This window comes from Gordonia sputi NBRC 100414 (assembly GCF_000248055.1).
Lineage (GTDB): Bacteria > Actinomycetota > Actinomycetes > Mycobacteriales > Mycobacteriaceae > Gordonia > Gordonia sputi.
In genome coordinates this window covers 150,207-174,195 of sequence record NZ_BAFC01000045.1, presented here as the reverse complement: position 1 = coordinate 174,195, position 23,989 = coordinate 150,207, and the positions used below count along the sequence as shown (strand labels likewise).

The following is a 23,989-nucleotide window of genomic DNA, read 5'->3' as shown; positions in this document are numbered from 1 at the left end:
TCTCCCTATCTACTCTTTATCCAGTCCGCTCAACTCGACGCCGCGGCGGCGACCTCGCGGGTTTCGTCGACGCTCGCCTGCGGGATACCGCGGTCGCGCACCTTCTCGCCCTCGATGTCGAGATTGGGAACCAGCTTGTCCAGCCATCGTGGCAGACCCCACGCCCGATCGCCCAGCAATGCGATGACAGCGGGCACCACGATCATCCGGATGATGAAGGCGTCGAACAGCACGGCAATCGCGAGCGAGAAGCCGAGCATCTTGGCCGTCGTGTCCGGGGAGAGCATGAACGCCGCGAACACGCTGATCATGATGATCGCCGCCGATGTGACGATACGCGCGCCATGCCGGTAGCCGGCGATGATCGCCTCCTTCGCGGTCATGCCGTGGATGTACTCCTCGCGTATTCGCGTCACCAGGAACACCTGGTAATCCATCGCGAGGCCGAACACCACGCCGATCAGGAAGATCGGCAGGAACGACAGGATCGGCTTGGTGTTGTCGATCAGACCGAACCAGCCCTCCTGGAAGATCGCGACAGTCACGCCGAACGTCGCGAGGACCGAGAAGATGAAGCCAATCGTTCCGATCAGTGGCACCCAGATCGACCGGAACACCGCGATCATGATCAGGAACGCCAACCCGACCACCACGATCAGATACGGGATCAACGCCTTGTCGAGTTTGGCCGAGAGGTCGGACATGATGGCCGTCTGACCACCGACGTGCAGTTCCGACCCTGCTCGCTGCGCCTCGGGACTGAAGTCGCGGATCTGCTCCATGAGGTCGTGCGTCGCCTGATCCGACGGCGCACTCTTGGGCGTCACCGAGATCAGCGCGGCGGTTGCTCCGACGTTCGGCTGCGGTGTGCCGTTGCCCAGCCAGGTCATCGTCGACGCGTTGGCGACGTCGGGCAGCGTCTTGATGTGCGCGACGGTCTCGGTGGCCGCCTTCTCGACCGTGCCGTTCTCGGAGTGCAGCACGACGAGCAGCGGGCCGTTGATGCCCTCGCCGAAGCCGCGCTGCAGCAGTGCCTGTGCGGGAGCCTCGTCGTCGCTGGAGAGCGAGAGCCCCAGTTGCAGCTTGCCGACCGGGATCGCCGCGAGTACCAGCACCGCGAGACCCGCGACAATGAACGGGATGGGTCGCCGAACCACCATGCGGCCGAAGCGAACTCCGTTGGTGTCGGCGGTGTCGGATTCTTCTGCGTGCTTGATCCACGGGATACGTGGGGTGAACGCGAAACGTCCGACGGCACCGAGCAGCGCGGGGATCAGGGTGAGCGCGGCGATCACTGCCATGAACACCGCGACGGCGGCGCCCGCACCCATCTGGGTGATCAGCGGGATTCCGACCACCATCAGCGCGACGACCGCGATGATCACGGTCAGCCCGGCGAAGACCACAGCGGAGCCGGCCGTACCGACCGCTCGACCCGCGGCGTCGGCTCTGTCACCGCCGCGCTTCACCTCGCCGCGATAGCGGGAGACGATGAACAGGGCGTAGTCGATCGACACGGCGATGCCGAGCATGGTGACGATCGCGGTGGCGGTCTCGTTGACCGTGATGACCTCGGCACTCAGCCGCAGCAGCATGATGGTGATCATCACGCCCATCAGGCCGGTGATCAGCGGGATGAACGCGGCGACGAGCGCTCCGAAGGCGACGATCATCACCACGAAGGCGACGGCGAAGCCGATCAACTCAGCCTTACCGCCCGCCTCCATCACGCTCATCAGCGAGCCCGTGGCCTCGACCTGCAGACCGTTGCCCCGATGCTTCTCGAGGATGTCGGTCAGCTGCTTCTTGTTCTCGACGGTGAGGTCGGTCAGCTCGATGTTCTGCCGCACCTGGATCAAACCGACCTTGCCACCGTCACCGAGGACCGACGACGCGAGCTCGGGTTTGGCCGTGGCGACGGTGACAGGGTTCAGAACCGTCGCCTTGTCGGTCAGCTCGGGCAAGGTGTGCAGGTCGGCGACGAGTGCGTCGATCTGTGCGGAATGGGCGGCCAGCCCGTCGTCCGCGGCAACGAGGACGCTCGTCGAGGCCTCCGATTGCTGCTTCATCGCCTCGGGGAAATACTCCTCGACCTGCGAGGTCGCAGTTCCGGAGTCGGTTCCGGGGAGTTCGAAGTCTTTCGCGAACTTGGGGTTCAACGCACCCACGAGTCCGATGAGCAGCGCGGCGATGACCACCCAGGCCCCGATCACCCACCACTTGTGGCGGAACGAGAACCGTCCCACCCGAAACAACAACGACGCCATCAGCGAACTCCTAGGAACTGTTAGTGGCTAACACTTGTGCTCCGGTATACCGATGGGCGACGTCGGTGTGCCACCTCCGAGCCGCGATTGTGAGCGACGTCCCACGCGAGTCCTGCCACCCGCTTTGCGAACGCATGTTCGATATCGGTGTAGGCTGTCGTCCATGAGCGCAGGAGTCCAGGGATCGATCTTCGACCTCGACGCCGAGTCACCACGGCTGCGCGATCTCGGATCGCACGTCGAACGTCGAGTCCTGACCAACGGCGCGTGGGTCGATCTGCGGCCCGGATGGATCGCGGGCAGCACCGACCTGTTCGACGCTCTGCGCGACGACGTTCCGTGGCGGGCCGAGCGTCGTCGGATGTACGACAGAGTTGTCGACGTCCCGCGTCTGGTCTGCAATTACCAGGCGAGTGACGAGCTCCCCGACCCGCTACTCGTCGACGCACGCGCCGCCTTGACCGCGCACTACCGCGACGAGTTACCCGAGGGCTTCGCGACGGCGGGTCTCTGCCTGTATCGCGACGGGTCGGATTCGGTTGCGTGGCACGGCGACCGGTTCGGCCGCGGCGCCACCCACGACACGATGGTCGCGATCGTCTCTCTCGGCTCTCCGCGCCCGTTGGCGTTGCGGCCGCGCGGCGGCGGAGCGTCGTTGAAATTCACGTTGTCGGCGGGCGATCTGTTGGTGATGGGCGGGAGTTGTCAGCGCACCTGGGAGCACGCGGTACCTGCATGGTCAGTGGCCGACGCAGAACCCAGATTCCCTGTCGGTCGGCTTGATTCGAGATCACGATGGCGACGGCGGCGGGCCTGGCATCAGGATCGTCGACGACGCGACGTTCGAGAGCCGCGATGCGATCAGTGGCGATCGTGCGATCGATAGATGTCACATATTCAGTTCACCACGGTCGAAGAATCGCTAACCGATGTGCCCGCACACACACCGGCGACTCGCTCGTGATCTGCACCGGCGAACCTTTTCTCCGTCACGACGATCGGCCACCATTGATACACCCGCGAACCGAAACCTCCTCCAAGACAAGGCAGATCATGTCCACGATCGTTGTCACTCTCATCGTCCTGGTCCTTCTCGCCGTGCTGAGTAATCGCCCGGGGTTGAACTTCTATGCGCGCAGCATGGGTGGGTCGGGGCGCTAGACCCGCAGTTGTCCGTGCTCGTGCTGCGCCGTCGCCCGCGCGACTGCCGCGCGTAGGTGATAGTCGATGATCGCCAGCGCGAACAGACCGAGCGCAAGGTTGTAGAGCGCCCCGAAACCGTCGAGCGCGAAGTCGACGAGGGCGTTGGACATCGTGAAGATGAGCGCTGCCATGCGCAATGCGCGCAGCGGCCAGACGCGATCGGTGTAGCGGCGACCGATCATCGCCGACGCCGAGCACGCCAGCGTCAGCACGCCGCTGATGAACAGAATCCACGCGGCGGTGGGGTCGCGGCTCAGTTCGAGATAGATCCCGTAGTCGCGGTGATTCACGTACAGCGCGAGCGCACCCACGATGACCGTCAGCGCGGAGCTGATGACCAGCAGCCAGCCGATCAGCGTCAACCACCAGCGTCGTCGGAAGAAACTCGGGATCAACGCGAGTGCCCGCGCGCGTAGCCGGGTCAGCCGGTCCGGGGTGTGGACACTCGCGTCGAGTAACCCGCGAATATGCGTCACGAGTGCAGGATCGGCGTCGCGTGCTTCGGCGAAATCGAGGAGGTCGGTGGCCTGTCGGCGTCGACTCTCCGGAAGTCCGTGCGCCACACCGTCGGCCGCGATCACCGCTGCGTTCGCGATCGCCTCGGGCACCGATGGTCGCTTGAGGTCGCGGACGAACCGACTGATCAGCAGGATCAGCACCACCAGCAGGTACATGATCTCGGCCGATGGACCGTAGAAATAGTCGTTGTCCTTGGTGACGAACTTGCCCACTTCGTCGAGGAACAGACCGAATCCGATACCACCCATCACCACCGCGACGACGCGAGGCGTCGAACCGAGCAGGAGCCAACCGAAGACCAGCGCGAGCATCATGAGCGCCCCGCCCCACAGTGCGTGGGCGATGTGCAGCGTGCCGTTTCCGATCTGCGGGTAGCCGGTCAGACGCAGGTAGGCACGCGTCACGAGGATCGTGCCGATCGCGAAGATGAGGAACCACTGCACCGCCGCGGTTCCGTAGACGCTGCGCACCAGGACGGTTGTTTGCCGAGCCGACATGAGGCGATTGTTGCGCGTGACGGTGCAGCGTGAGTTCGAAATCGGACACGGTCACTAGAATGGCGTGATGTCCGACCTCGGCCGTTGGGAGCTTGAGCCGTTCACGTACGACGAGGTCGGCGCGACCCACGGCACGCCTCCTGCGAGTGCTCACGTCGTACGGGCAGAGCGGCTCGTCGGTCACGGCCAGTCTGACTTCCATACGATCAGCGACGCGGTTCTCCGGTACGGCATGCAGCGAGGCGCCGGGCTGCGGGTTCACGCGAGTACGACGTCGGCGCAGGTCGGCACCGTCATCGTGCTCAGCGCGTGGTTCCTCGGGCCGGTTCGCATTCCCTGCCGGGTGGTGTACGTCATCGACGAACCAGGTCGTGCCGGATTCGCCTACGGCACACTTCCCGGGCATCCGGAAAGTGGCGAGGAGTTGTTCGCGGTCGAACTGCGGGCCGACGGCTCGGTGGTGGCGACGATCTGCGCCTTCTCTCGTCCTGGCCGCTGGTACACCCGACTCGGCGGTCCGGTCGCGCGTCTCGCCCAGCGGCTGATGACCCGGCGGTACTTGGCCGCGATGGCGCGACTCGGGCGCGGGTGCGGCTCGGGCGGATGAGCGCGCTCTACCTGTCCGAGCATGGCCGATGGCCTCCGATCGTGCGCGTGCACACCTCGAACCCCGTCGGAGCGGAATGGCTTGTCGGAATGGCGGAGCGCTACGGGCCCGGGGTCACCCGCGGGCGGCCACCGCTTGCTTAGCCGTTAGTGTGCGTTCGCAGCACGGCTCGTGACCAACAGGACCGGGAAGGCGAATAGATGATGTCAGAGAAGCGACACGACTATCGCGATCGAGCCGGCCGAACGCCGCTGCACTACGCGGTTGCGGATAACGAGTTGGAGAAGGTGCGCAATCTCCTCGCGGCGGGCGCCGATCCGAATGCCAAAGAGCGCGAAGGACTTACCCCACTGCACGCCGGGGCCCAGCTCACGGACACCGGAGCGGTGATACGCCTTCTCCTCGACTCCGGTGCGGACCCCAACGCGTTGGACAACCTGGGAAGGAATCCGCTGATGGTCGCAGTCGCGTCCTCAAAGTCGCCGCTAATCCAATCCATACTCCTGAACGCGGGAAGCGATCCCCACCACGAAGGAACAAACCACTACAGCCCAGCCAACTACATCGAGCGCTTCGGCACAGGCGAGGAGAAGAATGTCTTCGCGGTACATGCGGTAGGAAAGGGCACGATGTCGATCGACTACGACAGTTGGCGCGAACCGGAGTGGGACACCGAAGAGGAACCCGACGTTGACCCGGTCAGCGAGGCCGAGAAGAAGCGTCAGCAACTCAGGGAGATGCACGCCGAGAGGGTGCACGCACTTCGCGGGAGCGCGTCGTCTCACTCGGGGGTAAAAGTTCAGGTCACCAGCGAGGGCCATCTCGTCTCCGTACACATCCCCGAGTCGGCGACAACTGATGTGAGTGCCCTCGAACAAGAGATCGTTGACTGCAGCCGGCGCGCGATCGGCGACGTCGGTACAAAAGTGATTGCTCTGGCTCGCCAGGTCGGCCAGATTCTGGCAGAGATTTCACCTGCCGACGCCCGCAGCGTCGAGTTCGCCGATGCCTTGCTCAGTAGCTTTTCGCCGGAGGCGATGACGAACGGCGACAGCGCCACGGAGGAGCCCGACTCGTGACCGCGATAGATAAGCACGCGCTCGAATCGGCCGCCGACACGTTGACGCACACCGCGGTTGCTCTCGCCGAGCAAAAGAAGGAGCTACGCGAGCAGGGGGACATACATCTCGACTATTGGATCGGACGATCCGCCGACAAGTGGGGGCCCGAGTTCGAGGAGTGGTTCAACGGCGCGGATGCATTGGTGGCCCGCCTGGGAGCCATGGGCGAGCTGCTCGGTGATGCGTGCCACGCGTCCACCGATGCCGACAATGAGAGCGCGGCTGACATCGGAAGTACCGCCGACGAAGAGGAACTCAAGCCATGACGCGAATTCATCGAATCGATCTCGACCAGTTCGATCGTGTCGTCAGACTCATGGCGAGCTTCGAGGAAGCCCTGGAGGATGCCGAGATTGAGTTGGCCAAGATCACCACGGACCTGCCGAAATCCTGGGAAGGCACCACCGCCGACGCGTTCTTCGACGAGTCAGCCGACTGGACCGCGGCAGCCAAAGAGTCTCGCGACGAACTCAAGCGGTTGCGGGCAGTGGGCGAGATGATCATCACCAACTATCACCGCGCTTTCCGCGCAAACGCCCAGATGCTCAACGGCCTATGAGCACGGTCGACGATCGCGATCGAGCCGGCCGAACGCCTCTGCACTACGCCGTCAACGCCAACCGTGACCTAGATAAGGGGCGCCGCCTTCTCGAAGCCGGTGCCGACCCGAATGCCAAAGACCACGAAGGACTCACGCCACTGCACATTGCCGCCCAGTACGACGAGGGAGAAGAAGCGATACGCCTTCTCCTCGAGCTCGGTGCGGACCCCAACGCGTTGGACAACCTGGGGCGGAGTCCGCTGATGGTCGCTGTCGCGTCGTCACTGTCACCGGCAATCGAATCCATCCTCTTGGCCGCGGGAAGCGATCCCCACCACGAAGGAACAAACCACTACAGCCCCGCCATCTACATCGAGCGCTACGGCACAGACGAAGAGAAGAGCCTCTTCGCGCCATACCTGCGGTAGAGACAGTCGCGGCCACAGTTCTCGGCACACTAGTGGCCCACTTGCGTGGGTCCAAAAGTGAATCGCCCGAGCCGGGCTAGAAGACAGAAATCTCTGTCTGAGATGGGAAATTCTCCCATGGTGGCCAGAGTCGGGATCGAACCGACGACCTTCCACTTTTCAGGCGGACGCTCGTACCAACTGAGCTACCTGGCCAGAAGGTCCGGTGCGAAACCGGAAACCTTTGGCGACCCTGACGGGACTCGAACCCGCGACCTCCGCCGTGACAGGGCGGCGCGCTAACCAACTGCGCCACAGGGCCATCTTCAATTTTCCTGCTCCCCCGTAGAGGATCAGTTGTACCCCCTACGGGATTCGAACCCGCGCTACCGCCTTGAAAGGGCGGCGTCCTAGGCCGCTAGACGAAGGGGGCCGGTTCTCCGTTGGGAGCCGACTCAGCTTAGGACACCGCTCGCGCAATTCACAAATCGGCTGGTCAGACTGCATTTCGCACGAGTTGGTGCCCTCCGAACACCATACCCGGATCCGACGTCGACGGCATCGACAATTCCAAGCCCACCGTCGATGCATCGCCGCGCGGCCGACCTGTAAACTCACTTCCTGCGTCGGCCACAGCGCCGAGGCGTCCGCCCCTATAGCTCAGTTGGTAGAGCTACGGACTTTTAATCCGCAGGTCGTAGGTTCGAGCCCTACTGGGGGCACTTCCCTGATCAGGCGATTCATCGAAAGATGGGTCGCCTGAATCTGTTTCGTCGGTCTGATCTGTCACCGATTGATCACCTTTGCTTTGCAAAGTTCTTTCGGTGTCACGCCCTGCCCGCGGGATGAGACGTGCCGCCGCCTCGGCTGCGCCCTTCTCCACACCCGGCAGCAAGTGCGAGTAGGTGTCGCTCGTGATGCTGATCGAGCTGTGCCCGAGCCGCTTGGAAACGATCGCGAGCGGCACGTCAGCGGCCAACAGCAACGACGCCGCACCGTGGCGCAAATCGTGCACCCGAATGCGCCGCAAGCCGACCTCGTCGGCGAGGTCGTGGAACAACTTCGTCACGTCGGCGGGCGGGATCGGGCTTCCATCCTCACGGCTGAATACCAATCCGTGGTCGCAATACAACTCGCCCCACTCGGCACGCTCGATCTCCTGATGCGCCCGGTGTGCGAGCAGCGTCCGCATCGTCATCGCATCGAGTTCGACGGTGCGGTGGTCCCCCGACGCAGTCTTCGGCGCACCGAACTGGAACTGCCGGTGCTCACCTCCGCAGAACCGGCACTCAATTCCGGTCCCATCGACCTCGACGATCTGCTGGCGGACGGTGATGACCCCGTCGGCGATGTCATCCCATCGGAGACCGACAGCTTCGCCGCGACGCAGTCCAGTGAGCGCGAGGACTTCGAACAACGCACCCAGGCGGTGCGATCCCGCGCGATCGAGGAACGTTCCGAGTTCCGTTGGCGTCCAGGGCTTCACCCTCGGGCGGGCGGCACGCGGCAACTCCATATCGGCGGCGGCGTTGAAACTCACCAGGTGCTTGCGCTTCGCGCTCGTGAGGGCACTACGCAGCGTGGCATGAACGCGGCGCTGCGTAGCTGGCGAGAGCTGCTTGGGGTTGCGCCGCTGACCCTTACCGATCTTCGCCCCCTCGGCAGGTTTCGTTGGCGGCTTGGCGATTTCACGGAGCATGTGCTCGACGTGTGTAGCTCGGAGATCCCGCAGTCGTACATTGCCAATCGTCGGCACGATGTAGGCGTTGACATGCTGCTGATAGCTACGCAGCGTCGTCGGGCGCACCCCAGCGGATTCCTTTGCTGCGAGCCATGATTCGAGGTATTGCGCGAGTGTGAGTCGTTGATCCACCGCGACAACTCCGGTGCGGATCTCGCCCAGCCGCTCGTCGAGCGCCTCCACGGCTTCGCGCTTGGTTCGGAATCCTCGCTTGCGCTCCTGGCGTCGCTTGCCTGTCGCCGGGTCGCGACCGAGATCAACGACATATCCCCAGGAACTACCCGAGTTCTTGACGCTACCGCGCATCAGGATTCACCTATTCCTTATTGAAGTGATCCGGAGGGAGGAACGCTTCGAGGAACGTACGCACGGCGTCGGGCGTAACTCCACCAACAATCTTCTCGACCTCACTATCCCGTTCCGATGCAGCTGAAACAGCCTCGCGCAGTTGATTTCGCGCCTCTACGAGGCTGGAGACCGCCTTGATCGCAGGCTTCGTTGCGAGATGAGACCGCACAACGTCCAACGACATTTCGACATCGTTCGAGTCGTAACTACGCTTTACGAGATCAGCCGGTTCCGCGTTCAATCGCTCTGTAGCGTCCCAGATCTGGTCTGCCACGATGTTGACGTCGTCAGCCGAACGACTGGCGAGCGAGATGAAGGCATCAAGCGCGGCACGTTGGTCGTAGCTGCGGCTGGCGATCATCTCGTCGAGGGTCAAGTCGAAAGCTGACGCCAGCACCACGGCTTCGTCGAGCCGGATTGTTCTGTCCATGGCCTCAATCTTCGCGATGGTCGTCGGGTGAGCTCGTAGCCCTGCGGAGACGAGACGATCAGCCAAGTCGGCCTGTGACCAGCCTCGTTGCTTTCGCTCAGCCTTAACGCGGTTGACGAAGCGTCGCGCGATGTCGTGCGAGATTCCCTCTTCATTTCCCATAGTAGGAATATCATCCCGCAGTGGGTTGTGTTCGTCAAGGTTACGTAGTACCGTCTGAGTCGGCTCCCCGATTTGGGAAGCATGAACCAATTCAGGAAAGGCCTTTGAAAAATGACGAACCCCCACTGGACACCGGATGCAGTGAGGGAGCTGGGCGTCCGGACCGATCTTGAGACCGCGAACAGCGTGCTTGGAATTAGCCGATCGGTCGGTTACGAGCTCATTCAGCGCGGCGAGTATCCAGTCAAGACTCTCCGAGTTGGCAAACGCTACATCGTCCCGGTCGCGGGACTCCTTGCCGCACTGGACATCCCGGCGACGGAACCCGAACGGCAGTCGGCCTGATGACTGCCCCACCGGGTATCGCCCCGGCTCGCTCTCCCCGGAGTATCGACTTCTCCGGTATCGAAGACCTCAAAGTCATCGCCCGCCGCGTGCTCGCGGAGCAGGGCACACAGACCGAAAAGAAATGACCGGCCTGAGCACCACCTCAGACCGGTCGAATCAGAAACCACCTCGACAAAGGAAAGACCCTGATGGAACTCATTCTGACATACCCGAGCGACAGGCGGACAGACCGACGCGTCGTGACCGCCCGCACCGATGCCGCGTGGACGGTGTGGCACCAGTCGCCGGCCGGTGAGACCCGCGACCGACTGCGCGACGCTATCTGGCAATTCCAGGACCGCGCAGACGCTGGCCACAACGTCTCGTCGATCGTCGGAGCGCTCGACGCAGCGGAACTCAACGCACACGCCGAGATGCTCGGCGAGGTCGACGACGTAGTAACAGAGTCGCAGAGTGGTGACGCCGCATGAACCGCGAAGCCGTGGCCGATCGACTCTGCCACCAACTCAACACGTTCGAGTCGAGCGCGTTGAGCGACGAACAGCTCCTCGCCCTGACCGTGCTGCTCGAATCGTTCAGCGGTGTGAAATCCGAAGAGCTGCCTCGGGTTCCGCATTTGGAGGTCGTCCGATGACCGCGACTTCGCCCAACCGCGCCGTCGACGAACTCCTCGAATCGGCTTGGAATGCGATCGAGTCGATCGAGTGGGGCATCGACCGGATCGCGATGAACGACGAAATCGAGACCGACGACAGCGTCGAGCTGTCTCGCATCTCCGATGCGACCGGACCGATTGGACGCGCAGTGCGCGCCTTCACCCGCTACAGCGACGGCCGGCCGATCAGATCCCACGTCCCGATCACTCCTGGTGTCACGTTCATCGTGCTGTGGCCAGCCGACCCCGCCTGGGCTGCCGCCGAATACGCGTTGCACGAGGGGATGACTTGGGATGGCCGTTGGCGACTGGCATCCGAGGGCCGACTACCTGTCGACCCGGGCCAGCCTGACCGTGGCGGATTCCGCGTGTGGGTCGACGACGGGCCGTGTGCCGTCCGCATCGAGGATCTGCCGCCCACTCCACAGTTGGAGGTTGTCAGATGACCCTACGAGGCCGACGCGAAGCGTCCGAACGGCTGCAACCGCTGTGGTGCCCCGAATGTCGCAGCACCTACGCCGACCCTTGGTCGCACACCTGCGGGATACACGCGTCGGCACCCCGCGACCTCGATGCGTGGGAGGACACCCTTGCCACGCTCAGCCACCTGGGTCTGACGCCCATGGTGCCCGCTGAGGTTGCCCGCGGCATCTGGCGGCGTGGTGGTCGATCCCTTCGCCTCATCAGCCGCGTCTCTGAGCACGGAGGGATTCAACCAACCGCATGATTCCTACCCAGCCCGTCTCACCCCGCGTTGACAACCAGTCGACGCGGGGTGAGGCCGCGCGCCTTCCCACCCGCATTGTCGCGCTCACCCACACCAGCCGCGAAGTCTCGTGGTCCCTTGCGCACGAGGCGCTTTGGCCCATCGTCGAGCGCGCCTTGCGTGTCGGAGCACTACCACTGATCGGTACACACGACTGGCTCGATCTGCCCACCTCCGACCCTCGACGCGTCGGGGCGATCTATCTCGCCGCCGACCAGTGGGCCTTACACCTCGAAAACCAGACCTCCGCGATCATCGACGCCTCGCGGGAGATCTCGATCAGCCGGTCCGCCGAAGCTCAACGCCAGCTCGAACACGAACGGTGGCTACAGGCCAATCCCTGGGCAATGCGGAGGCCGGCATGACGCGCAACCGCCACTACGACACAGCCCAGGAGGACAACGTGCATCCGATCAACGGTGGCGAACCCGAGGTTCCGCACCAGATCGTCGACGGAGGCACGTTCATCCACGACGAGCCCGAAGGTGTTGCCGCAGTGTGGGGTAAGGGCGATCGTGTGCTCTGGGCGGATGGCGAAGCACTCATCGTCTGCGGTCCCCAAGGCGTAGGCAAAACGACCCTCGCCTCGAATGTGTTGGCGTCGCTGATCGGTGAACGACCCACCGACGTACTCGGCCTTCCCGTAAACCCGGTGCCGCATGTTCTCTACCTCGCGATGGACCGGCCTCGGCAGGCCGCGCGAGCGCTGCGCCGACAACTCGGGCATCGAGACCGTGACTACCTCGCACAACGCATCACGTTCTGGAAGGGACCGCCGCCCTACGACCTCGCGAAGAACACAGGTGTGCTGACCTCTCTTGCCGAGTCTGCCTGCGCCGACATCGTGATCGTCGACAGCCTCAAAGATGCCGCGCTGGGTCTATCGGATGACGAGGTCGGAGCCGGGTGGAACCGCGCCCGCCAACAACTGCTGGCCAGTGGCCGCAACCTTCTCGAACTGCACCACATCAAGAAGATCCCCTCGGACAAGAAGCCCGATATCGCCGACGTGTACGGCTCGACGTGGATCACCTCGGGAGCGGGCTCAGTGCTACTGCTCAACGGCAACCCCGGCGACCCCGTGGTTCACATGCACCACGTCAAGCAGCCCGTCGGCGAGCTCGGCCCTTGGAGTCTCCTGCACGACCAGGAGAGCGGTGCGGTCACCATCCACGGTCAGGTCGACATCGAGGCCGTCGCAGCCCGCATCGGTGGCATCACCGTGAAAGGTGCCGCACGGCTGCTCTTCGAGGTGGACAACCCCGACCGAAACCAGATCGAGAAGGCGCGCCGCAAGCTCACCGCACTGGTACGAAACGGACGGCTGTACGCCACAGAGCCGGGTAAGCCGAGCCCCACAACCTACGTCGCGGCGACCTGTCAGGGGCTCGCGTCATGACCCCCGAAATCCAATCACGTTTCCAATCACGCGGCCTCTCGCCGCGTGATAAATCACGCGCCCTCCAATCAATCACGGCACAACCCAAAGCCGCAGGTCAGGCAATCACGGTTCCAATCACGGGTATCACGCACCCACGTAATCACGCCCTGGGGGGTCTCTTAGAGACCCCAGGGCGACGTGGCGGGGCCGAAATCAGGCTCTCCGGGGCCTCTGAAAACAGGAGAAATGGATGGACCTCAACGATCCCGAACACTCCAACCGGATCACCGCTGTGCTCTTGCCCGATGGCTGGCACAAGGTTCTCCACAACAGCTTCGAGATCGAACCCTGGAATCCGGCAGACGCTCTCGGCTTCTCATTCCTCACGGGCAGTGAGGAGATCTCGGGGCCTCTCACGTCAGTCCTCGCGATCAGCCAAGCATGAGGAACCAGCCACTCTGCGAAATGTGTCGATTCCCGATGAGCTTCCCCGAAGACATCGACCGTGGGGAACACGCCACATGCATCGCCATCGCCTGGCCCAAGGGATCACGACAGAGGGCGCAACTGCGAAAGCCCTTCCACTTTCGAAAGGAGAAGAAGCGATGACTCCGAGCCTCAGTACCCAGCCCAACCCACCTGCTCGTGGCTCGCGTGCTGTGTGCGGAATCGATGCGCGCACGTGCGAGTCGGGGGTGGGGGGCAAATTCTCCCCCCGCTTTAACCCCGCCCAACCCACCTCGTGCTGCCTCACGTCGCCCAACCCACCTCGTGCTGCCTCACGTCCCGATGGCCCGAACGTTGTGCGTGCGCGTGCGAGCAGGGCCTCGAAGATCGCAGTCACGTCGGCGCGAGGTGATGTGACCAACGTGTGACCACTGCATCGACTCTCGTTGCAGCGCAATACAACTCAACACCCCAGCGGATACACAATCCGCAGGTATCACAGAAGGAGAAGTCACCATGCCCTACACCCCACCCAGCAACGTCCACCGCATCAGCACCCGACGAGGCGGCAACCGCATCGCCAACCTCGGCTACGTCGACCGCAACGGCGTCTACCGCTTCCGAGATGGGCGGACCGTGCAGGCAGCGGGCTACCTCGTTCGCGCCGACGGCACCCGCGAGAGCGGCACACGGCTGGTGATCGTGCAGGCCGACGGGACTCTCCGCTTCGGCCCCGGCTCACAGGACGGGCAGGACTCGGCGGGCAACACGGCTTCCGGTCGTCACTCCGTCGACAGCGATTACCAGGCGACCTACGACGCCAACCCCGACGCGTACGACGCATTGCCGTTGACCGTGTTCACCGTGGCGGACGGTGCCTGATGGCCGGCCGACCGTTCGAGGAACTCAGCGCCGCACTCGGCGAGGCCCTGAGAGCCTCCACACGCCCCAAGCCGCCCTCGGCACCCAAGACCCCACCCCCAGCTGGATCGTCGCTCAGCGACGCCATCACCCACCACTACAGCCAGGAGAACGCACATGCCGACGACAACGACTGAGGCGCAGGACGCCCTCGCCACAGCCCGCGCCCACCACGCCGAACTCGAAGACGCCATCCGCGACGGCAACGACACCATCACCGCGGCGCAGTTGGCCGACGCCACCGCCGAGATCCGCACGGCTGAACTCCGGCTCGAAGCTGCCGAGCGCGCCGAGCAGCGCACCGCCGAGGCCGCCCGCGCCCACGAGGCCGACGTGGTGCGCCAGGAGTTCGAGCACCTCACCGGGAAGGGGTCGGAGAAGGCACGCAAGGCGTACGCCGCCGCGGTGGCGGCACTGCGCACCCTGACCGCCGAGGCCAACGGACTTCGCGACACCCGCGCGGCACTGCAAGCGCGCGCCAGCATGGCCGGCGTCGACCTGCCGTTCTGGGATTCCGAGCGAGTCGTCGACGGTGGCGGCGAGTCGTACATCAACCGCGCCATCAAGGAGGCACGCGGTGACGTCCTCACTCACGCCCACGCCCTGCACGACGACAAGCGCCGCGCCGAGTTCGCCGCAGCCGCACAGCGCGCCGAGAAACTCGACCGTGAACGCCACGAGCGCTTCATGGCCAATACCGAGGTGACCGACGAGCTCGGACGGCGGGTGGTGGCCGATGTCGACGCCTGACGGGTGCCCCGACGCCGCCTGCCAGCGACCGATCCCGCAACTGGTGATCGCCCGAGCTCTCGACGCGGTCGCGCAGTTCGTCGACCCCCGCGACGACGGCCGTGTGGTGGTCCGGGCCGATGACGACACCGTCGAGTTCGTGCGTGCCGTCATCGGCCTGGCCGTGGGGTTTGCGTACCTCCTGCACCCCGAGCTCAACGACGCAGAGATCGCCGAAGGGCTGCGCCTGCAAGCGCACTCGATTCGGGAGGTGGAGTCCAGTGTCGGCGGCTGAGCCGGATGGTGGCACGCACGCTCGCCCGCGACCCGCGTCGGGCCTACCCGCGCGGAACTACTCGTGGGAGCCGTTCGTCGCCAACAACACCAAGAGCCTCAAGCATGGCGCGTACTCAGAGCGTGTGATCACTCCGATGGCCGCTCAGATCGGCAACGATCTCGTGGAAGCCCATCCCCATCTTCGCGAATTCAAAGAAGCGACGTTGGAGTACGCGCGCGTAGACGCTCAGGTTGAGTGCCTACAGATGTGGGTCGACGAGCACGGCGAACTCGACGACGCGGGGCAACCGACGGGCGCAACCGTGTTGCTCTTGCGCACCCGCAAGCACCTACTCAACCTTGCCGACCGCCTAGGGATAACCCCGCTGGCCCGCGCTCGGCTGGGCAAGGATACGACCTCGGCTCAGCTCGACATCGCCAAGATCCTCGCCGGTGACGCGTCGAAACCCACGTCGATCGACGGCGAGGTCGAGTCAGAGGATGGTGCGGCATGACGACGGCTGCCGAGGTGTCGGCACTACGTAGTGCCGTGTCGCGGATCGACGTCTTCGCCGAGAAGCTCGTCGGCGCGCCCCTGTGGCCCCATCAGTTGGAGATGGCGACATCAACGGCGCGTATCCGCGTGATGTGCGCCGGCCGTCAGGTCGGCAAGTCGAGAACCTTGGCCGTGGAGGCGCTGCACAAAGCGTTCACGCAAGCTGGCGCATTGGTGTTGTTGATCTCCGCGGGCGAGGTGGCCTCGCGTCGTCTCCTCGAAGAGTGCACCGCGTTGGCCGTCGGGTCGCCGTTGTTGAGCGGATCGGTGGTCGACGAGCAGAAGGCGCAACTGACGCTGTCGAACGGCTCGCGGATCGTCTCGGTCCCCGCCTCCGACAAGCAGATTCGAGGATGGCCGGTCGACCTGCTGATCATCGACGAGGCGGGCTTCGTGGCCGAGGAGATCTGGCGTGCTGCCGAACCGGCGATCATCGCGCGCCCCGGTGCGAGGATCATCCTGTCGTCGTCGCCATGGGGCGGACTCGAACACTTCTTCCGCCGCCTCTGGCAGCGCGGGATGACGAGCCCCGATGCGCGTTACGCCTCGTTCCACTGGCCGTCGTCGATGAACCCGTTGGTGTCTGCCGACGACCTCGAAGCGATCCGCGAGCGCGAGCCGTCGCACTACTTCAACCGCGAGTACCTCGCGGAGTGGACCGACGAGTCGGGTGCGTACTTCACGACATCCGAAATCGACACCGCCGTCGCCGATTACGAACTCATCGAACCGCGGCGCGTCATGAGCGGGTCGATGGTCGTCGGCGGTATCGACTGGGGTCACGCGCACGACGCGAACTGCGTGGTCTACCTGGCCGCGCTCGGCGACGTCGAACTCAACCGTGCTCAGCATGGCGACGAGCCGATCTTCTGGATTCCGTGGCTCGAACACCACTTCCGCATGGAGTACGCCGACTTCATCGCCCAACTTGTGCAGCACGCCAACCGATTCGATGTCGTGCGGTTCATGTCGGAGACCAACGGTGTCGGGCAGATGCCCACCCAGGAGTTGCGCCGTCTACTGCAGCAGGACTCGACAACCATGGTCAGCGGGGTGGTTACCGATACGCGCCGCAAGTCGGGCGGGTTCGGACGGATCAAGATGCTGCTCCAACGCGGTCGGCTCATCCTGCCGCGCCACCCCGAGTTGCTCAAGCAACTGCACTCGTTGACCTTCGAGCAGACCGAGATGGGCCACTTCAAGATCTCGGTACCCGAGTCCGCGGGGCATGACGACCTCGCGATGGCACTCATGCAGGCGGTCTCGGCGATCAACACTCTGCGCAACGAATCCTACGGCGAACAACGCGACGGACAGGGAGCCATCATCACCACTGACCGTGGCACGAAACTTCCTGTGCGACCGGGCTTTATCGCACACGATCCGGTGCTATTCCGAGGAGGAAAGCTCGTCTGATGGCTGACACCGACAACTATTCGCAACTCACTCATCGCCTATTCGGACTAGCGCGCGCATCGCGTCGTGGGCGCTTGCCCGAGCGAGAAGAAATCTACCTGACAGCGTGCCTCGACCACTGGCAGGCGACAGTGACCGAATGGCGCAAATCCGAACGGCCACAACGTGTTTTGGTCGACGAGCAACCCCCATCCGACCGATAGAATCGGACCAACGAACGGAGACGCCTCATGGCCAAGTATCACGGCAGCCCCATCGCAATAGTGCGCGTGCACGCCGACGGAGGCGTGGCGATGAATGACGTTGCAGTGGCACTGATCTTCGGTTCCACACCGGGCCAGATCGCGGCGCGCAAGCTCTACTCGGGCGGCAGCCCGGTCGAGAATGCCACCAAGGCCATGCGACAGCGAGCCATCAAGCGGCGCAAGATATTCACGAAAGCGACCGGCGAGCCGCCAACCGAACTCGGCATGGTGAAGTACTGGGCGCAGCGCGAAGGTGTTGGCGTCATGTACCGCGTCGATGGTGAGGAAACCGTGATGATCGACGCCGAGGGCACTACTATCGACCGCTTCGGCGAATTGGAGACAGCGCATGGCTGACATGAACCTCGGCACTCTCGTCGCGAAGCTCAAGCTCGAAGGCGCAGACCAGTACACCCGCGACGTCACGCGAGCACGCAACGCGTTCGCCGACCTCGCGGACGCAGCGCAGCGTGCCGATCGTCAAGCCGGTCAGATGCGTTCACCCCGTGGGCTTACCGAAATCCGTACCGACGCCGACAAAGCCAGAGCGGCAGTCTCCGACATCGGTGATGGCGCGCAACGCACTTCGACGAGACTCGCGGGCACCGGCGACGGCATGGCGACCGCGCGTAGACAGATCACCTCGGACGCGCAGGCTGCCCGTCGCGAGGTCGAGCAGATCGGCGACTCCGCGCACCAGTCGGCACAACGCACCGAGAACGCGTTCTCGCACTCGGTGTCGCGCATCGCCTCCACCTTCGGCAACGGCGGCCCACTGTCGGAAGCGCTCTCGAACCTTGGCAGCCAGGGCGAGGACGCCGGTGACGATGCAGGCGGTGGAGTCATCTCGGGGTTCACCGCTGCACTGCGCGGTGGTGGTGGTGGTGGTGGTGGCCCGCTGGGCGCTGCCATTGCGGCGGGACTTGCCGTGCAGGTCGGTATCCCCCTCGCAGCGGGCAAGTCGTTCGCCGATCAGGTGATGCAGGGCATGGAAAAGCAGCTCGCCCGCAACACCATTGGCGCGACGTTCGGATTCACCCCAGGACAGATGGAGCAGGCGGGGCTCGCCGCAGGCAACGCTTACGGCAACGCATGGGGTGACTCGGTCAACGACAACATCAAGGCTGCGGGCAACGCCATACAGGCGGGTCTCATCGACGGTAACGCGACCGCCGACCAGATCCAGCCAGTCATCGAGAAGCTCAACATCGTCTCCGGAATCATGGGTACCGAGATCCCCGAGACCGCGAACGCCGCGGGCCAGATGGTCAAGACGGGCCTCGTGGCCAACTCGACGGAAGCCTTCGACCTGCTGACCGCCGCACAACAGCGGGGATTGAACAAGAACCAAGACCTGCTCGACACCGTCAACGAGTACTCGACGCAATGGCGCAAGGCGGGACTCACCGGGGCCGACGCGCTCGGGCTGATCTCACAGGCCACAGCGAATGGCGCGCGCGACGCCGACGTAGCCGCGGATGCCATCAAGGAGTTCACGATCCGCGCCACCGATGGCTCGGAGTCCACCTCGACCGCATTGCAAGGTCTCGGCCTCAACGTGCAGGACATCACGACGCAGCTCGCTCAGGGCGGCGCGGGTGCCAAGCAGGGTCTCGACTCGATCCTCGACAAGCTCCGCGAGATGCCCCCGTCGGTCGAGAAGAACCAGATCGCCGCGGCCTTGTTCGGCACCCAGTGGGAAGACCTCGGCGCGGCATTCGATCACTTCGACATAACAACCGCGAAAGACCAACTCGGCCAAATCGGAGACGCGACCGACCGTGCCGGACAACAGATGTCCAACGGCGCATCCGGAATCCAGGGCCTCAAGAACACCGTCAGCGCGACCATCGACGAGATACAGATCAAACTCGCCAACGCCTTCGGACCCGCAGCCCAGCAGCTCACCGACTGGGTGAGCGCACACAAAGACGAGATCACCAACTTCTTCCTCGACGTCGCGAAATATGCAGGTATCGCCGCGGGTGGCACCATCGCGGCCGGTGGTGGCATCCTCGACATCCTCGGTCGTGTGGTCACGAGCGTGGGGTACATGCAGAAGTACACCGTCGGCGCGTTCGGTTCGATGGCCTCGTCACTCGGCGGCATCCTCAAACACCTTCCCGGAACCATGGGCGACCTCGGGCGCAACCTCGAAACAGCCGGCAACGCAGCCATCGGCGCTGCCGACAAGATGATCGGCGTTGGTCAGGGCATGACCCAAGCCGGTGACGAGGCGGCAAAGCTGGGGATCAAAGCTGCCCAAGCCTCGGCAGCCATCGGGCAGACAGGTGATGCAGCGAAGGAAACGACCGCCAAGTTCGGCGACCTGACCGTCACGGTGAACGGGGTGCCCGACAGCAAGTCCGTCACGATCACCGACAACAGCCCCGAGACGAAGCAGAAGCTCGAAGCCCTCGGCTACACCGTCACGACCCTGCCTGACGGCTCGGTCAAGGTAGAGGCGAAAACCGAACAGGCGCAACGCGATATCGCCGAGATCATCAAGCAGCGCCACATGGAGGTGCTGGTCACCTACAAGGACGTCGAGGGCAACACCGTCTCGGCTCCCGCGAGCGCACCGCGCGATGCGCAGGGCCGTCGACTCGTAGGCCGCGCTGGTGGCGGGCAGGTGTTCGGCCCCGGTGGCCCGAAGGATGACCGCATCTTCACCGCGCTCTCCAACCGCGAATGGGTGCAGCCCGTCGACGCTGTCGACTACTACGGCAACGCGTTCATGTCCGACGTGCAGCACATGCGCTTTCCCCGCATCCCCGGCTACGCCGACGGCGGCCAGGTGGGCTACGGGCTACCCGCGGGCTCGTCCGGCTCCGACGGCTTCCCCGACTGGATCACCCAGCTCGGCGCGGCCCACGGCGTCAAGCCCGCCACCTACGCCGGTCACCAGGAGAGCGACCGCAACGAGGCGGGCTACGCCCCGAACCCACAGCACCTCAACCGCGGTATCGACTGGACCGGCTCGGTCGCCGACATGCAGGCGTTCGCGGAATACATGATGGGTCAGGCGGTCAACGATCCGTCGATCGAGCAGGTCATCTGGATGAACCCGCAGACCGGGCAGAAGCTCGGCTGGCACGGTCGCCAACCCGACACCGACGGCTCCTACTTCGCCAGCGACTACGCGGGTCACACCGATCATGTGCACACCCGCTTCTCGGCGCAGGTCGGGGCGCAGACGGGCGCACAGGGTCAACAGGGCGGCATCCGCGACATCACGCTCGGCCCCAACGCATCCCGCGACGACGTGGCGCGCAAGATCATCGCCGAAGGCCGCAAGCGCGGCTACTCCGACGCCGAGATCGAGGCGTACCTCGCGACCGCGATGCAAGAGAGCAACCTGTCGAACTCTGCCATCGGCGGTGGCGGCGCATGGCACGGTACCTTCCAGCAGGATTCGAGCTACGCGGGCCGCGACGATCCCAACACCAACATCACCGGCTTCTACGACCGCATGGACAAGCTCAAGCAGTCCCCCGGCTACGACAAGTCCGACCCGTACAAAAACGCGTTCTGGCTACAGCAGGCACCGGGTAGCGACTCGGCGGCGTCGGCGTATTCCAGTGGGCGACAGGGCTACTACAGCGAGATCAAGTCCAAGCAGGGTGAGTCCAAAGACCTCTTGACCCGCCTCGGTCCGTCGGTCGGCACCGCTGACGGCGCGGGCGCGTCGGGCGACTTCGGCGGCACGGGAATGCCGGTGCAGGTGACGAACTGGCCGTCGAGCTTCGGGTCCGGTAGTGGCTCGTCGTCGAGTTCGTCGTTCTCCAGTAGCTATGACACCCCGTCGGCGTCGACGAAGATGCCCGACGTCGACAACAAGACCCGCCCCACCGACTCCGACCTCACGAGCGGCCATGCCGCGGTCGCGGAGGCTGAACGCGCGGTCACCGAGGCACAGGCCGCGGCGAAGGTGGCGCAGACGAAGTACGACTCGGCCAAGCCGCAGGACCGCGCCGCCGCCAAGGGGGAACTCGACAAGGCCAACAGCGCCGTCACCGAGGCGCAGGCGACCGCGCAAACCTCACGGGACCTGATGGCCGACCTCCAGGCGCGCCACGACCGCTTCGCCACCGCTCCGGATCGGTCGGAGTTGATCACGAAGCAGGCTGAACTCGCGAAGGCTAAGCGCGACCTCGTGCAGTTGCAGGCCGCGCAACGCGACGCCGAGAAGAAAGCCGGTGACGCTCGCGCGCAACACAAGTCGGCCACCGACATCGCCACCGCCGACGCGGATGCGACGAAGGCACGCAACGCGGTCGCGAGCGCACAGTCGGCAATCACGACGCTCGAAGAAGAGATTCGCAAGGCGCAGCGCGAGGCCGACAGCAGCGCGGGTGAGCGCAAGGGCGAGGCGGGCAAGAACCCGCTACCGCTGATGGCCTACGCCAACGGCGGCTGGGGCGGACCCGACGCCGCGCAGATGCTCGACCAGGCGAACGCGTGGGTCACCCTCGCGGGCGAAGCGGGACGTGAAGCGTTCATCCCGATCAACGGCTCCGACAAGTCGAAGAACCTGTGGCTGCAAGCGGGTCGCGAACTTGGGATGGTGAAGGCGTTTGCCGACGGCGGCTTCGGTGGCTATCAGGAGGACACATCCGACTGGATGGCCCCGAAGAGCTGGCAGGACTGGATGGCCCTCGGGGCGGGCGCGGGCTTCACCGCCGCGAGCGCCATCGCACCGTACGCCGCCATCGCCTACGACTTCGCCACAGACGGTGCCGGATCGGTCACCCTCGGCGACCTCGCGCCGCAACCGTCGACCGGCAGCAACGACATACCCGTGCTCTCGCAGGTCATCTCGGACCAGATGAGCGCACTCACGAGCCAGATCGGCGAACTACAGAAGGCCGTCAAGGAGGGCAAGCAGGTGTACATCACCGTGCAGGACATGCAGGACTTGCTCAAGAAGTCAGGCATCCACTTGGCGGCGATGGGATGAACGCGCCACTGATGACGTGTAGATTTGTACGGACACTTCCCGTACATTGGAGTAGATAAACCCTCATTCTCGCAGCCAAAAGGGGTGTCATGGCAGATACGAAGAGCAAGCGGATCGAGGTCCGAGCGGAAGCTCAGACTCTCGATCGGATTCAACGCGCCGCCAATGTCGTGCACGAACCCGCATCTGAGTTTGTTCGGAAGGCAGCGTTGGCACGTGCGGAAGAGGTGCTTCGACAAGAGTTGATTACAGTCATGCCGACTGAGCAGTTCGATGCGTTGATGTCGTCCCTGGACTCTGCCGACGCGGCTCCTCGACTGGCTGAAGCCGCGCGCAAGCCCGCCGTGTTCAAGCGCCGATGAGAGAGTTTGAGTCGACCCAGCTGGACGACGATCACGTCATCGAAGGGTTCGACTGTGGCATCGAGTCACTCAACGATTGGCTTTCCGAACAAGCTCACCGTGCGAACAACGGCGGCGTTGCGCGTGTGTACGTGTGGACACCGCTAGGCGAGTCGAAAGTGTGTGCTTACTTCGCAATTTGCCCTACTGAGGTAGTGCGTGAAGACGACGGAGTGAGTGGTGGTCTCGCTGGAGGGTACTCACGGGTGCCGGGGTTCCTGATCGCTCGCCTCGCGCTCGACTCCTCGATACAGGGGAATGGATACGGAGAACAATTGCTCCTAGATGCGCTTGGGCGCGCTGTTGGCGCGGCCGAGATGGGTGGTGGGCGACTGATCGTCGTCGATGCCATCAATGAGGAGGCGCAGCGGTTTTACGAGCGGTTTGATTTCACCCCGGTGGCGAAGCGTGAGCGACGCCTAGTGATGAAAGTATCCACGGCATCGAAGGCACTGGCCGACCGGTGGGCCGACTAGTCCAGGTCCGCGATGCGTTGATGGACCGGTGGTGCCTCGTACTGTCCGTAGCGGGGGCACCCCTGGGCGATCCATGCGTCGACGGCGGCTTCAGTGATGAACCAGCGGCCTCCGCGCATCGAGTGGCTGCCGTCGAGGGCACCGGAGTTGAGGGCGTCGTAGATCACGTTGGCGCTGCGGCCCGTGAGGGCGGCGACGTCGGTGATGGTGAGGACTTTGCGAGTCATGCGGGTGGTCATGGGGGAAATCTATGGCACCCCTACCGACAAGTCTCGGCCTGTCACCTAGTCGAGCGAAAATAGCCCATTCGATCGCCGGGCTTCGAGCGCGCTCTGAGATGATGCGCAGATGAGCCTTGAGCGAGATATCCAGAAGCAGCTCCGAGACACCATGCAGAAGGTGTTCGATAGGGCTCAACGCAATGGCAAGGGTAAACCGGTTGACACGGTGATGAAGGCGCTTGAGCGTGAGCTCAAGTCCGTCGGGATCAATGGGGTAGGCAAAAGCGACCTCGAATCATGGGCGCAGCAGATTTCCGAAGGCGTGAGGCTCCGCGCCAAGTAGCGGTC

General features: G+C 64.2%; 30 protein-coding genes, 4 tRNA genes and 1 pseudogene. 26 read left to right on the top strand and 9 right to left on the bottom strand.

The window, feature by feature from the left end; genetic code table 11:
* Nucleotides 1-29: 29 nt before the first annotated feature.
* A complete protein-coding gene (locus GOSPT_RS06730) occupies nt 30-2,267 on the bottom strand; it encodes an MMPL family transporter (protein WP_005204405.1) in 2,238 nt (745 codons plus the stop codon).
* Between the two features lie 163 nt (nt 2,268-2,430).
* Here GOSPT_RS06730 and GOSPT_RS06725 point away from each other — a divergent pair, with 163 nt between their 5' ends.
* Nucleotides 2,431-3,153, top strand: a complete 723-nt coding sequence (locus GOSPT_RS06725; RefSeq protein WP_005204403.1) for an alpha-ketoglutarate-dependent dioxygenase AlkB — start codon at nt 2,431-2,433, stop codon at nt 3,151-3,153.
* Nucleotides 3,154-3,424: 271 nt separating this feature from the next.
* On the opposite strand, the gene GOSPT_RS06715 is transcribed toward GOSPT_RS06725, so the two are convergent.
* On the bottom strand, nt 3,425-4,486 hold the full coding sequence (locus tag GOSPT_RS06715; protein ID WP_039855010.1) for a hypothetical protein: 1,062 nt from the start codon (nt 4,484-4,486) through the stop codon (nt 3,425-3,427).
* A gap of 67 nt (nt 4,487-4,553) precedes the next feature.
* Between GOSPT_RS06715 and GOSPT_RS06710 the strand changes: the two genes are divergently transcribed.
* The 5 genes from GOSPT_RS06710 (at nt 4,554) to GOSPT_RS06690 (ending at nt 7,183) form a co-directional block, all read left to right on the top strand.
* Nucleotides 4,554-5,093: a DUF1990 domain-containing protein gene (locus GOSPT_RS06710; RefSeq protein ID WP_005204391.1), complete on the top strand. Its 540-nt coding sequence runs from the start codon at nt 4,554-4,556 to the stop codon at nt 5,091-5,093.
* A 200-nt stretch (nt 5,094-5,293) separates the two neighbouring features.
* Nucleotides 5,294-6,172: a YbaB/EbfC family nucleoid-associated protein gene (locus GOSPT_RS22805; RefSeq protein ID WP_005204386.1), complete on the top strand. Its 879-nt coding sequence runs from the start codon at nt 5,294-5,296 to the stop codon at nt 6,170-6,172.
* Complete coding sequence (locus tag GOSPT_RS06700) at nt 6,169-6,480, top strand: WXG100 family type VII secretion target (RefSeq protein ID WP_005204384.1); 312 nt, start codon at nt 6,169-6,171, stop codon at nt 6,478-6,480. The genes GOSPT_RS22805 and GOSPT_RS06700 overlap by 4 nt, the downstream gene beginning before the upstream one ends.
* Nucleotides 6,477-6,773, top strand: coding sequence for a WXG100 family type VII secretion target (locus GOSPT_RS06695; RefSeq protein WP_005204383.1), 297 nt, complete (start codon nt 6,477-6,479; stop codon nt 6,771-6,773). The genes GOSPT_RS06700 and GOSPT_RS06695 overlap by 4 nt, the downstream gene beginning before the upstream one ends.
* A complete protein-coding gene (locus tag GOSPT_RS06690) occupies nt 6,770-7,183 on the top strand; it encodes an ankyrin repeat domain-containing protein (RefSeq protein WP_005204382.1) in 414 nt (137 codons plus the stop codon). The genes GOSPT_RS06695 and GOSPT_RS06690 overlap by 4 nt, the downstream gene beginning before the upstream one ends.
* Before the next feature lie 118 nt (nt 7,184-7,301).
* Here GOSPT_RS06690 and GOSPT_RS06685 read toward each other — a convergent pair.
* The 3 genes from GOSPT_RS06685 to GOSPT_RS06675 all read right to left on the bottom strand — a co-directional run bounded on the left by GOSPT_RS06685 (nt 7,302) and on the right by GOSPT_RS06675 (nt 7,595).
* Nucleotides 7,302-7,378, bottom strand: a tRNA-Phe gene (locus GOSPT_RS06685).
* Between the two features lie 29 nt (nt 7,379-7,407).
* Nucleotides 7,408-7,484: transfer RNA gene (locus GOSPT_RS06680), tRNA-Asp, on the bottom strand.
* Nucleotides 7,485-7,522: 38 nt separating this feature from the next.
* Nucleotides 7,523-7,595 (bottom strand) — tRNA-Glu (locus GOSPT_RS06675).
* A gap of 216 nt (nt 7,596-7,811) precedes the next feature.
* On the opposite strand from GOSPT_RS06675, the gene GOSPT_RS06670 reads away from it, so the two are divergent.
* Nucleotides 7,812-7,884 (top strand) — tRNA-Lys (locus GOSPT_RS06670).
* A 230-nt stretch (nt 7,885-8,114) separates the two neighbouring features.
* Here the strand turns inward: GOSPT_RS06670 and GOSPT_RS23075 are convergent.
* Nucleotides 8,115-9,209: pseudogene (locus GOSPT_RS23075) on the bottom strand (site-specific integrase); the annotation flags it as partial.
* A 10-nt stretch (nt 9,210-9,219) separates the two neighbouring features.
* The gene (locus GOSPT_RS22800) at nt 9,220-9,843 is read right to left on the bottom strand and encodes a helix-turn-helix transcriptional regulator (RefSeq protein ID WP_005204380.1); all 624 of its coding nucleotides are present in this window, start codon (nt 9,841-9,843) and stop codon (nt 9,220-9,222) included.
* A 111-nt stretch (nt 9,844-9,954) separates the two neighbouring features.
* On the opposite strand from GOSPT_RS22800, the gene GOSPT_RS24095 reads away from it, so the two are divergent.
* The 5 genes from GOSPT_RS24095 to GOSPT_RS06645 all read left to right on the top strand — a co-directional run bounded on the left by GOSPT_RS24095 (nt 9,955) and on the right by GOSPT_RS06645 (nt 11,292).
* Nucleotides 9,955-10,188, top strand: a complete 234-nt coding sequence (locus GOSPT_RS24095; protein WP_005204379.1) for a hypothetical protein — start codon at nt 9,955-9,957, stop codon at nt 10,186-10,188.
* Entirely contained in the window at nt 10,188-10,316 is a 129-nt protein-coding gene (locus GOSPT_RS24535; RefSeq protein ID WP_269449448.1) for a hypothetical protein, read from the top strand. The genes GOSPT_RS24095 and GOSPT_RS24535 overlap by 1 nt, the downstream gene beginning before the upstream one ends.
* A gap of 63 nt (nt 10,317-10,379) precedes the next feature.
* The gene (locus tag GOSPT_RS06650; RefSeq protein ID WP_005204378.1) at nt 10,380-10,661 is read left to right on the top strand and encodes a hypothetical protein; all 282 of its coding nucleotides are present in this window, start codon (nt 10,380-10,382) and stop codon (nt 10,659-10,661) included.
* Entirely contained in the window at nt 10,658-10,825 is a 168-nt protein-coding gene (locus GOSPT_RS23830; protein WP_005204375.1) for a hypothetical protein, read from the top strand. Before GOSPT_RS06650 ends, GOSPT_RS23830 begins: the two co-directional genes overlap by 4 nt.
* Entirely contained in the window at nt 10,822-11,292 is a 471-nt protein-coding gene (locus GOSPT_RS06645; RefSeq protein ID WP_005204373.1) for a hypothetical protein, read from the top strand. The genes GOSPT_RS23830 and GOSPT_RS06645 overlap by 4 nt, the downstream gene beginning before the upstream one ends.
* A 2-nt stretch (nt 11,293-11,294) precedes the next feature.
* On the opposite strand, the gene GOSPT_RS23575 is transcribed toward GOSPT_RS06645, so the two are convergent.
* Entirely contained in the window at nt 11,295-11,549 is a 255-nt protein-coding gene (locus GOSPT_RS23575) for a hypothetical protein (RefSeq protein WP_141630820.1), read from the bottom strand.
* A 20-nt stretch (nt 11,550-11,569) separates the two neighbouring features.
* Here GOSPT_RS23575 and GOSPT_RS06640 point away from each other — a divergent pair, with 20 nt between their 5' ends.
* From GOSPT_RS06640 to GOSPT_RS06580, 13 genes are all read left to right on the top strand, one after another.
* Nucleotides 11,570-11,977: a DUF2742 domain-containing protein gene (locus tag GOSPT_RS06640; RefSeq protein ID WP_005204364.1), complete on the top strand. Its 408-nt coding sequence runs from the start codon at nt 11,570-11,572 to the stop codon at nt 11,975-11,977.
* The gene (locus tag GOSPT_RS06635; RefSeq protein ID WP_005204362.1) at nt 11,974-13,011 is read left to right on the top strand and encodes an AAA family ATPase; all 1,038 of its coding nucleotides are present in this window, start codon (nt 11,974-11,976) and stop codon (nt 13,009-13,011) included. Before GOSPT_RS06640 ends, GOSPT_RS06635 begins: the two co-directional genes overlap by 4 nt.
* Before the next feature lie 232 nt (nt 13,012-13,243).
* Nucleotides 13,244-13,438: a hypothetical protein gene (locus tag GOSPT_RS06630; protein ID WP_005204355.1), complete on the top strand. Its 195-nt coding sequence runs from the start codon at nt 13,244-13,246 to the stop codon at nt 13,436-13,438.
* A gap of 518 nt (nt 13,439-13,956) precedes the next feature.
* On the top strand, nt 13,957-14,322 hold the full coding sequence (locus tag GOSPT_RS06625; protein WP_005204354.1) for a hypothetical protein: 366 nt from the start codon (nt 13,957-13,959) through the stop codon (nt 14,320-14,322).
* The gene (locus GOSPT_RS23825; RefSeq protein ID WP_005204353.1) at nt 14,322-14,498 is read left to right on the top strand and encodes a hypothetical protein; all 177 of its coding nucleotides are present in this window, start codon (nt 14,322-14,324) and stop codon (nt 14,496-14,498) included. Before GOSPT_RS06625 ends, GOSPT_RS23825 begins: the two co-directional genes overlap by 1 nt.
* Entirely contained in the window at nt 14,479-15,111 is a 633-nt protein-coding gene (locus GOSPT_RS06620; RefSeq protein WP_005204351.1) for a hypothetical protein, read from the top strand. Before GOSPT_RS23825 ends, GOSPT_RS06620 begins: the two co-directional genes overlap by 20 nt.
* Nucleotides 15,098-15,385, top strand: coding sequence for a hypothetical protein (locus tag GOSPT_RS06615; protein WP_005204347.1), 288 nt, complete (start codon nt 15,098-15,100; stop codon nt 15,383-15,385). Before GOSPT_RS06620 ends, GOSPT_RS06615 begins: the two co-directional genes overlap by 14 nt.
* Nucleotides 15,372-15,881 (top strand): hypothetical protein, encoded by a 510-nt coding sequence (locus tag GOSPT_RS06610; RefSeq protein ID WP_005204346.1) that lies wholly within the window; start codon nt 15,372-15,374, stop codon nt 15,879-15,881. The genes GOSPT_RS06615 and GOSPT_RS06610 overlap by 14 nt, the downstream gene beginning before the upstream one ends.
* Nucleotides 15,878-17,338, top strand: coding sequence for a terminase large subunit domain-containing protein (locus tag GOSPT_RS06605; protein WP_005204345.1), 1,461 nt, complete (start codon nt 15,878-15,880; stop codon nt 17,336-17,338). Before GOSPT_RS06610 ends, GOSPT_RS06605 begins: the two co-directional genes overlap by 4 nt.
* A gap of 230 nt (nt 17,339-17,568) precedes the next feature.
* The gene (locus GOSPT_RS06595; RefSeq protein ID WP_005204343.1) at nt 17,569-17,940 is read left to right on the top strand and encodes a hypothetical protein; all 372 of its coding nucleotides are present in this window, start codon (nt 17,569-17,571) and stop codon (nt 17,938-17,940) included.
* Nucleotides 17,933-22,543 carry a phage tail tape measure protein gene (locus tag GOSPT_RS22795; RefSeq protein ID WP_005204342.1) on the top strand — a complete coding sequence of 1,537 codons (4,611 nt, stop codon included), beginning with the start codon at nt 17,933-17,935 and terminating at the stop codon, nt 22,541-22,543. The genes GOSPT_RS06595 and GOSPT_RS22795 overlap by 8 nt, the downstream gene beginning before the upstream one ends.
* Before the next feature lie 89 nt (nt 22,544-22,632).
* Nucleotides 22,633-22,905 carry a type II toxin-antitoxin system TacA family antitoxin gene (locus tag GOSPT_RS06585; RefSeq protein ID WP_005204340.1) on the top strand — a complete coding sequence of 91 codons (273 nt, stop codon included), beginning with the start codon at nt 22,633-22,635 and terminating at the stop codon, nt 22,903-22,905.
* A complete protein-coding gene (locus tag GOSPT_RS06580) occupies nt 22,902-23,420 on the top strand; it encodes a GNAT family N-acetyltransferase (RefSeq protein ID WP_005204339.1) in 519 nt (172 codons plus the stop codon). The genes GOSPT_RS06585 and GOSPT_RS06580 overlap by 4 nt, the downstream gene beginning before the upstream one ends.
* Here the strand turns inward: GOSPT_RS06580 and GOSPT_RS06575 are convergent.
* The gene (locus tag GOSPT_RS06575; RefSeq protein ID WP_005204337.1) at nt 23,417-23,659 is read right to left on the bottom strand and encodes a helix-turn-helix domain-containing protein; all 243 of its coding nucleotides are present in this window, start codon (nt 23,657-23,659) and stop codon (nt 23,417-23,419) included. The genes GOSPT_RS06580 and GOSPT_RS06575 overlap by 4 nt on opposite strands.
* A gap of 109 nt (nt 23,660-23,768) precedes the next feature.
* Between GOSPT_RS06575 and GOSPT_RS06570 the strand changes: the two genes are divergently transcribed.
* Nucleotides 23,769-23,984, top strand: coding sequence for a hypothetical protein (locus GOSPT_RS06570; RefSeq protein ID WP_005204335.1), 216 nt, complete (start codon nt 23,769-23,771; stop codon nt 23,982-23,984).
* Nucleotides 23,985-23,989 lie beyond the last annotated feature (5 nt).

Excerpts from the sequence above, each read along its gene's own strand:
- GOSPT_RS06730 (WP_005204405.1), bottom strand. The coding sequence starts at position 2,267 with ATGGCGTCGTTGTTGTTTCGGGTGGGACGGTTCTCGTTCCGCCACAAG.
- GOSPT_RS06725 (WP_005204403.1), top strand. The coding sequence starts at position 2,431 with ATGAGCGCAGGAGTCCAGGGATCGATCTTCGACCTCGACGCCGAGTCA.
- GOSPT_RS06715 (WP_039855010.1), bottom strand. The coding sequence starts at position 4,486 with ATGTCGGCTCGGCAAACAACCGTCCTGGTGCGCAGCGTCTACGGAACC.
- GOSPT_RS06710 (WP_005204391.1), top strand. The coding sequence starts at position 4,554 with ATGTCCGACCTCGGCCGTTGGGAGCTTGAGCCGTTCACGTACGACGAG.
- GOSPT_RS22805 (WP_005204386.1), top strand. The coding sequence starts at position 5,294 with ATGATGTCAGAGAAGCGACACGACTATCGCGATCGAGCCGGCCGAACG.
- GOSPT_RS06695 (WP_005204383.1), top strand. The coding sequence starts at position 6,477 with ATGACGCGAATTCATCGAATCGATCTCGACCAGTTCGATCGTGTCGTC.
- GOSPT_RS06690 (WP_005204382.1), top strand. The coding sequence starts at position 6,770 with ATGAGCACGGTCGACGATCGCGATCGAGCCGGCCGAACGCCTCTGCAC.
- GOSPT_RS22800 (WP_005204380.1), bottom strand. The coding sequence starts at position 9,843 with ATGGGAAATGAAGAGGGAATCTCGCACGACATCGCGCGACGCTTCGTC.
- GOSPT_RS24095 (WP_005204379.1), top strand. The coding sequence starts at position 9,955 with ATGACGAACCCCCACTGGACACCGGATGCAGTGAGGGAGCTGGGCGTC.
- GOSPT_RS24535 (WP_269449448.1), top strand. The coding sequence starts at position 10,188 with ATGACTGCCCCACCGGGTATCGCCCCGGCTCGCTCTCCCCGGAGTATC.
- GOSPT_RS06650 (WP_005204378.1), top strand. The coding sequence starts at position 10,380 with ATGGAACTCATTCTGACATACCCGAGCGACAGGCGGACAGACCGACGC.
- GOSPT_RS23830 (WP_005204375.1), top strand. The coding sequence starts at position 10,658 with ATGAACCGCGAAGCCGTGGCCGATCGACTCTGCCACCAACTCAACACG.
- GOSPT_RS06645 (WP_005204373.1), top strand. The coding sequence starts at position 10,822 with ATGACCGCGACTTCGCCCAACCGCGCCGTCGACGAACTCCTCGAATCG.
- GOSPT_RS06640 (WP_005204364.1), top strand. The coding sequence starts at position 11,570 with ATGATTCCTACCCAGCCCGTCTCACCCCGCGTTGACAACCAGTCGACG.
- GOSPT_RS06635 (WP_005204362.1), top strand. The coding sequence starts at position 11,974 with ATGACGCGCAACCGCCACTACGACACAGCCCAGGAGGACAACGTGCAT.
- GOSPT_RS06630 (WP_005204355.1), top strand. The coding sequence starts at position 13,244 with ATGGACCTCAACGATCCCGAACACTCCAACCGGATCACCGCTGTGCTC.
- GOSPT_RS06625 (WP_005204354.1), top strand. The coding sequence starts at position 13,957 with ATGCCCTACACCCCACCCAGCAACGTCCACCGCATCAGCACCCGACGA.
- GOSPT_RS23825 (WP_005204353.1), top strand. The coding sequence starts at position 14,322 with ATGGCCGGCCGACCGTTCGAGGAACTCAGCGCCGCACTCGGCGAGGCC.
- GOSPT_RS06620 (WP_005204351.1), top strand. The coding sequence starts at position 14,479 with ATGCCGACGACAACGACTGAGGCGCAGGACGCCCTCGCCACAGCCCGC.
- GOSPT_RS06615 (WP_005204347.1), top strand. The coding sequence starts at position 15,098 with ATGTCGACGCCTGACGGGTGCCCCGACGCCGCCTGCCAGCGACCGATC.
- GOSPT_RS06605 (WP_005204345.1), top strand. The coding sequence starts at position 15,878 with ATGACGACGGCTGCCGAGGTGTCGGCACTACGTAGTGCCGTGTCGCGG.
- GOSPT_RS06595 (WP_005204343.1), top strand. The coding sequence starts at position 17,569 with ATGGCCAAGTATCACGGCAGCCCCATCGCAATAGTGCGCGTGCACGCC.
- GOSPT_RS22795 (WP_005204342.1), top strand. The coding sequence starts at position 17,933 with ATGGCTGACATGAACCTCGGCACTCTCGTCGCGAAGCTCAAGCTCGAA.
- GOSPT_RS06585 (WP_005204340.1), top strand. The coding sequence starts at position 22,633 with ATGGCAGATACGAAGAGCAAGCGGATCGAGGTCCGAGCGGAAGCTCAG.
- GOSPT_RS06580 (WP_005204339.1), top strand. The coding sequence starts at position 22,902 with ATGAGAGAGTTTGAGTCGACCCAGCTGGACGACGATCACGTCATCGAA.
- GOSPT_RS06575 (WP_005204337.1), bottom strand. The coding sequence starts at position 23,659 with ATGACCACCCGCATGACTCGCAAAGTCCTCACCATCACCGACGTCGCC.
- GOSPT_RS06570 (WP_005204335.1), top strand. The coding sequence starts at position 23,769 with ATGAGCCTTGAGCGAGATATCCAGAAGCAGCTCCGAGACACCATGCAG.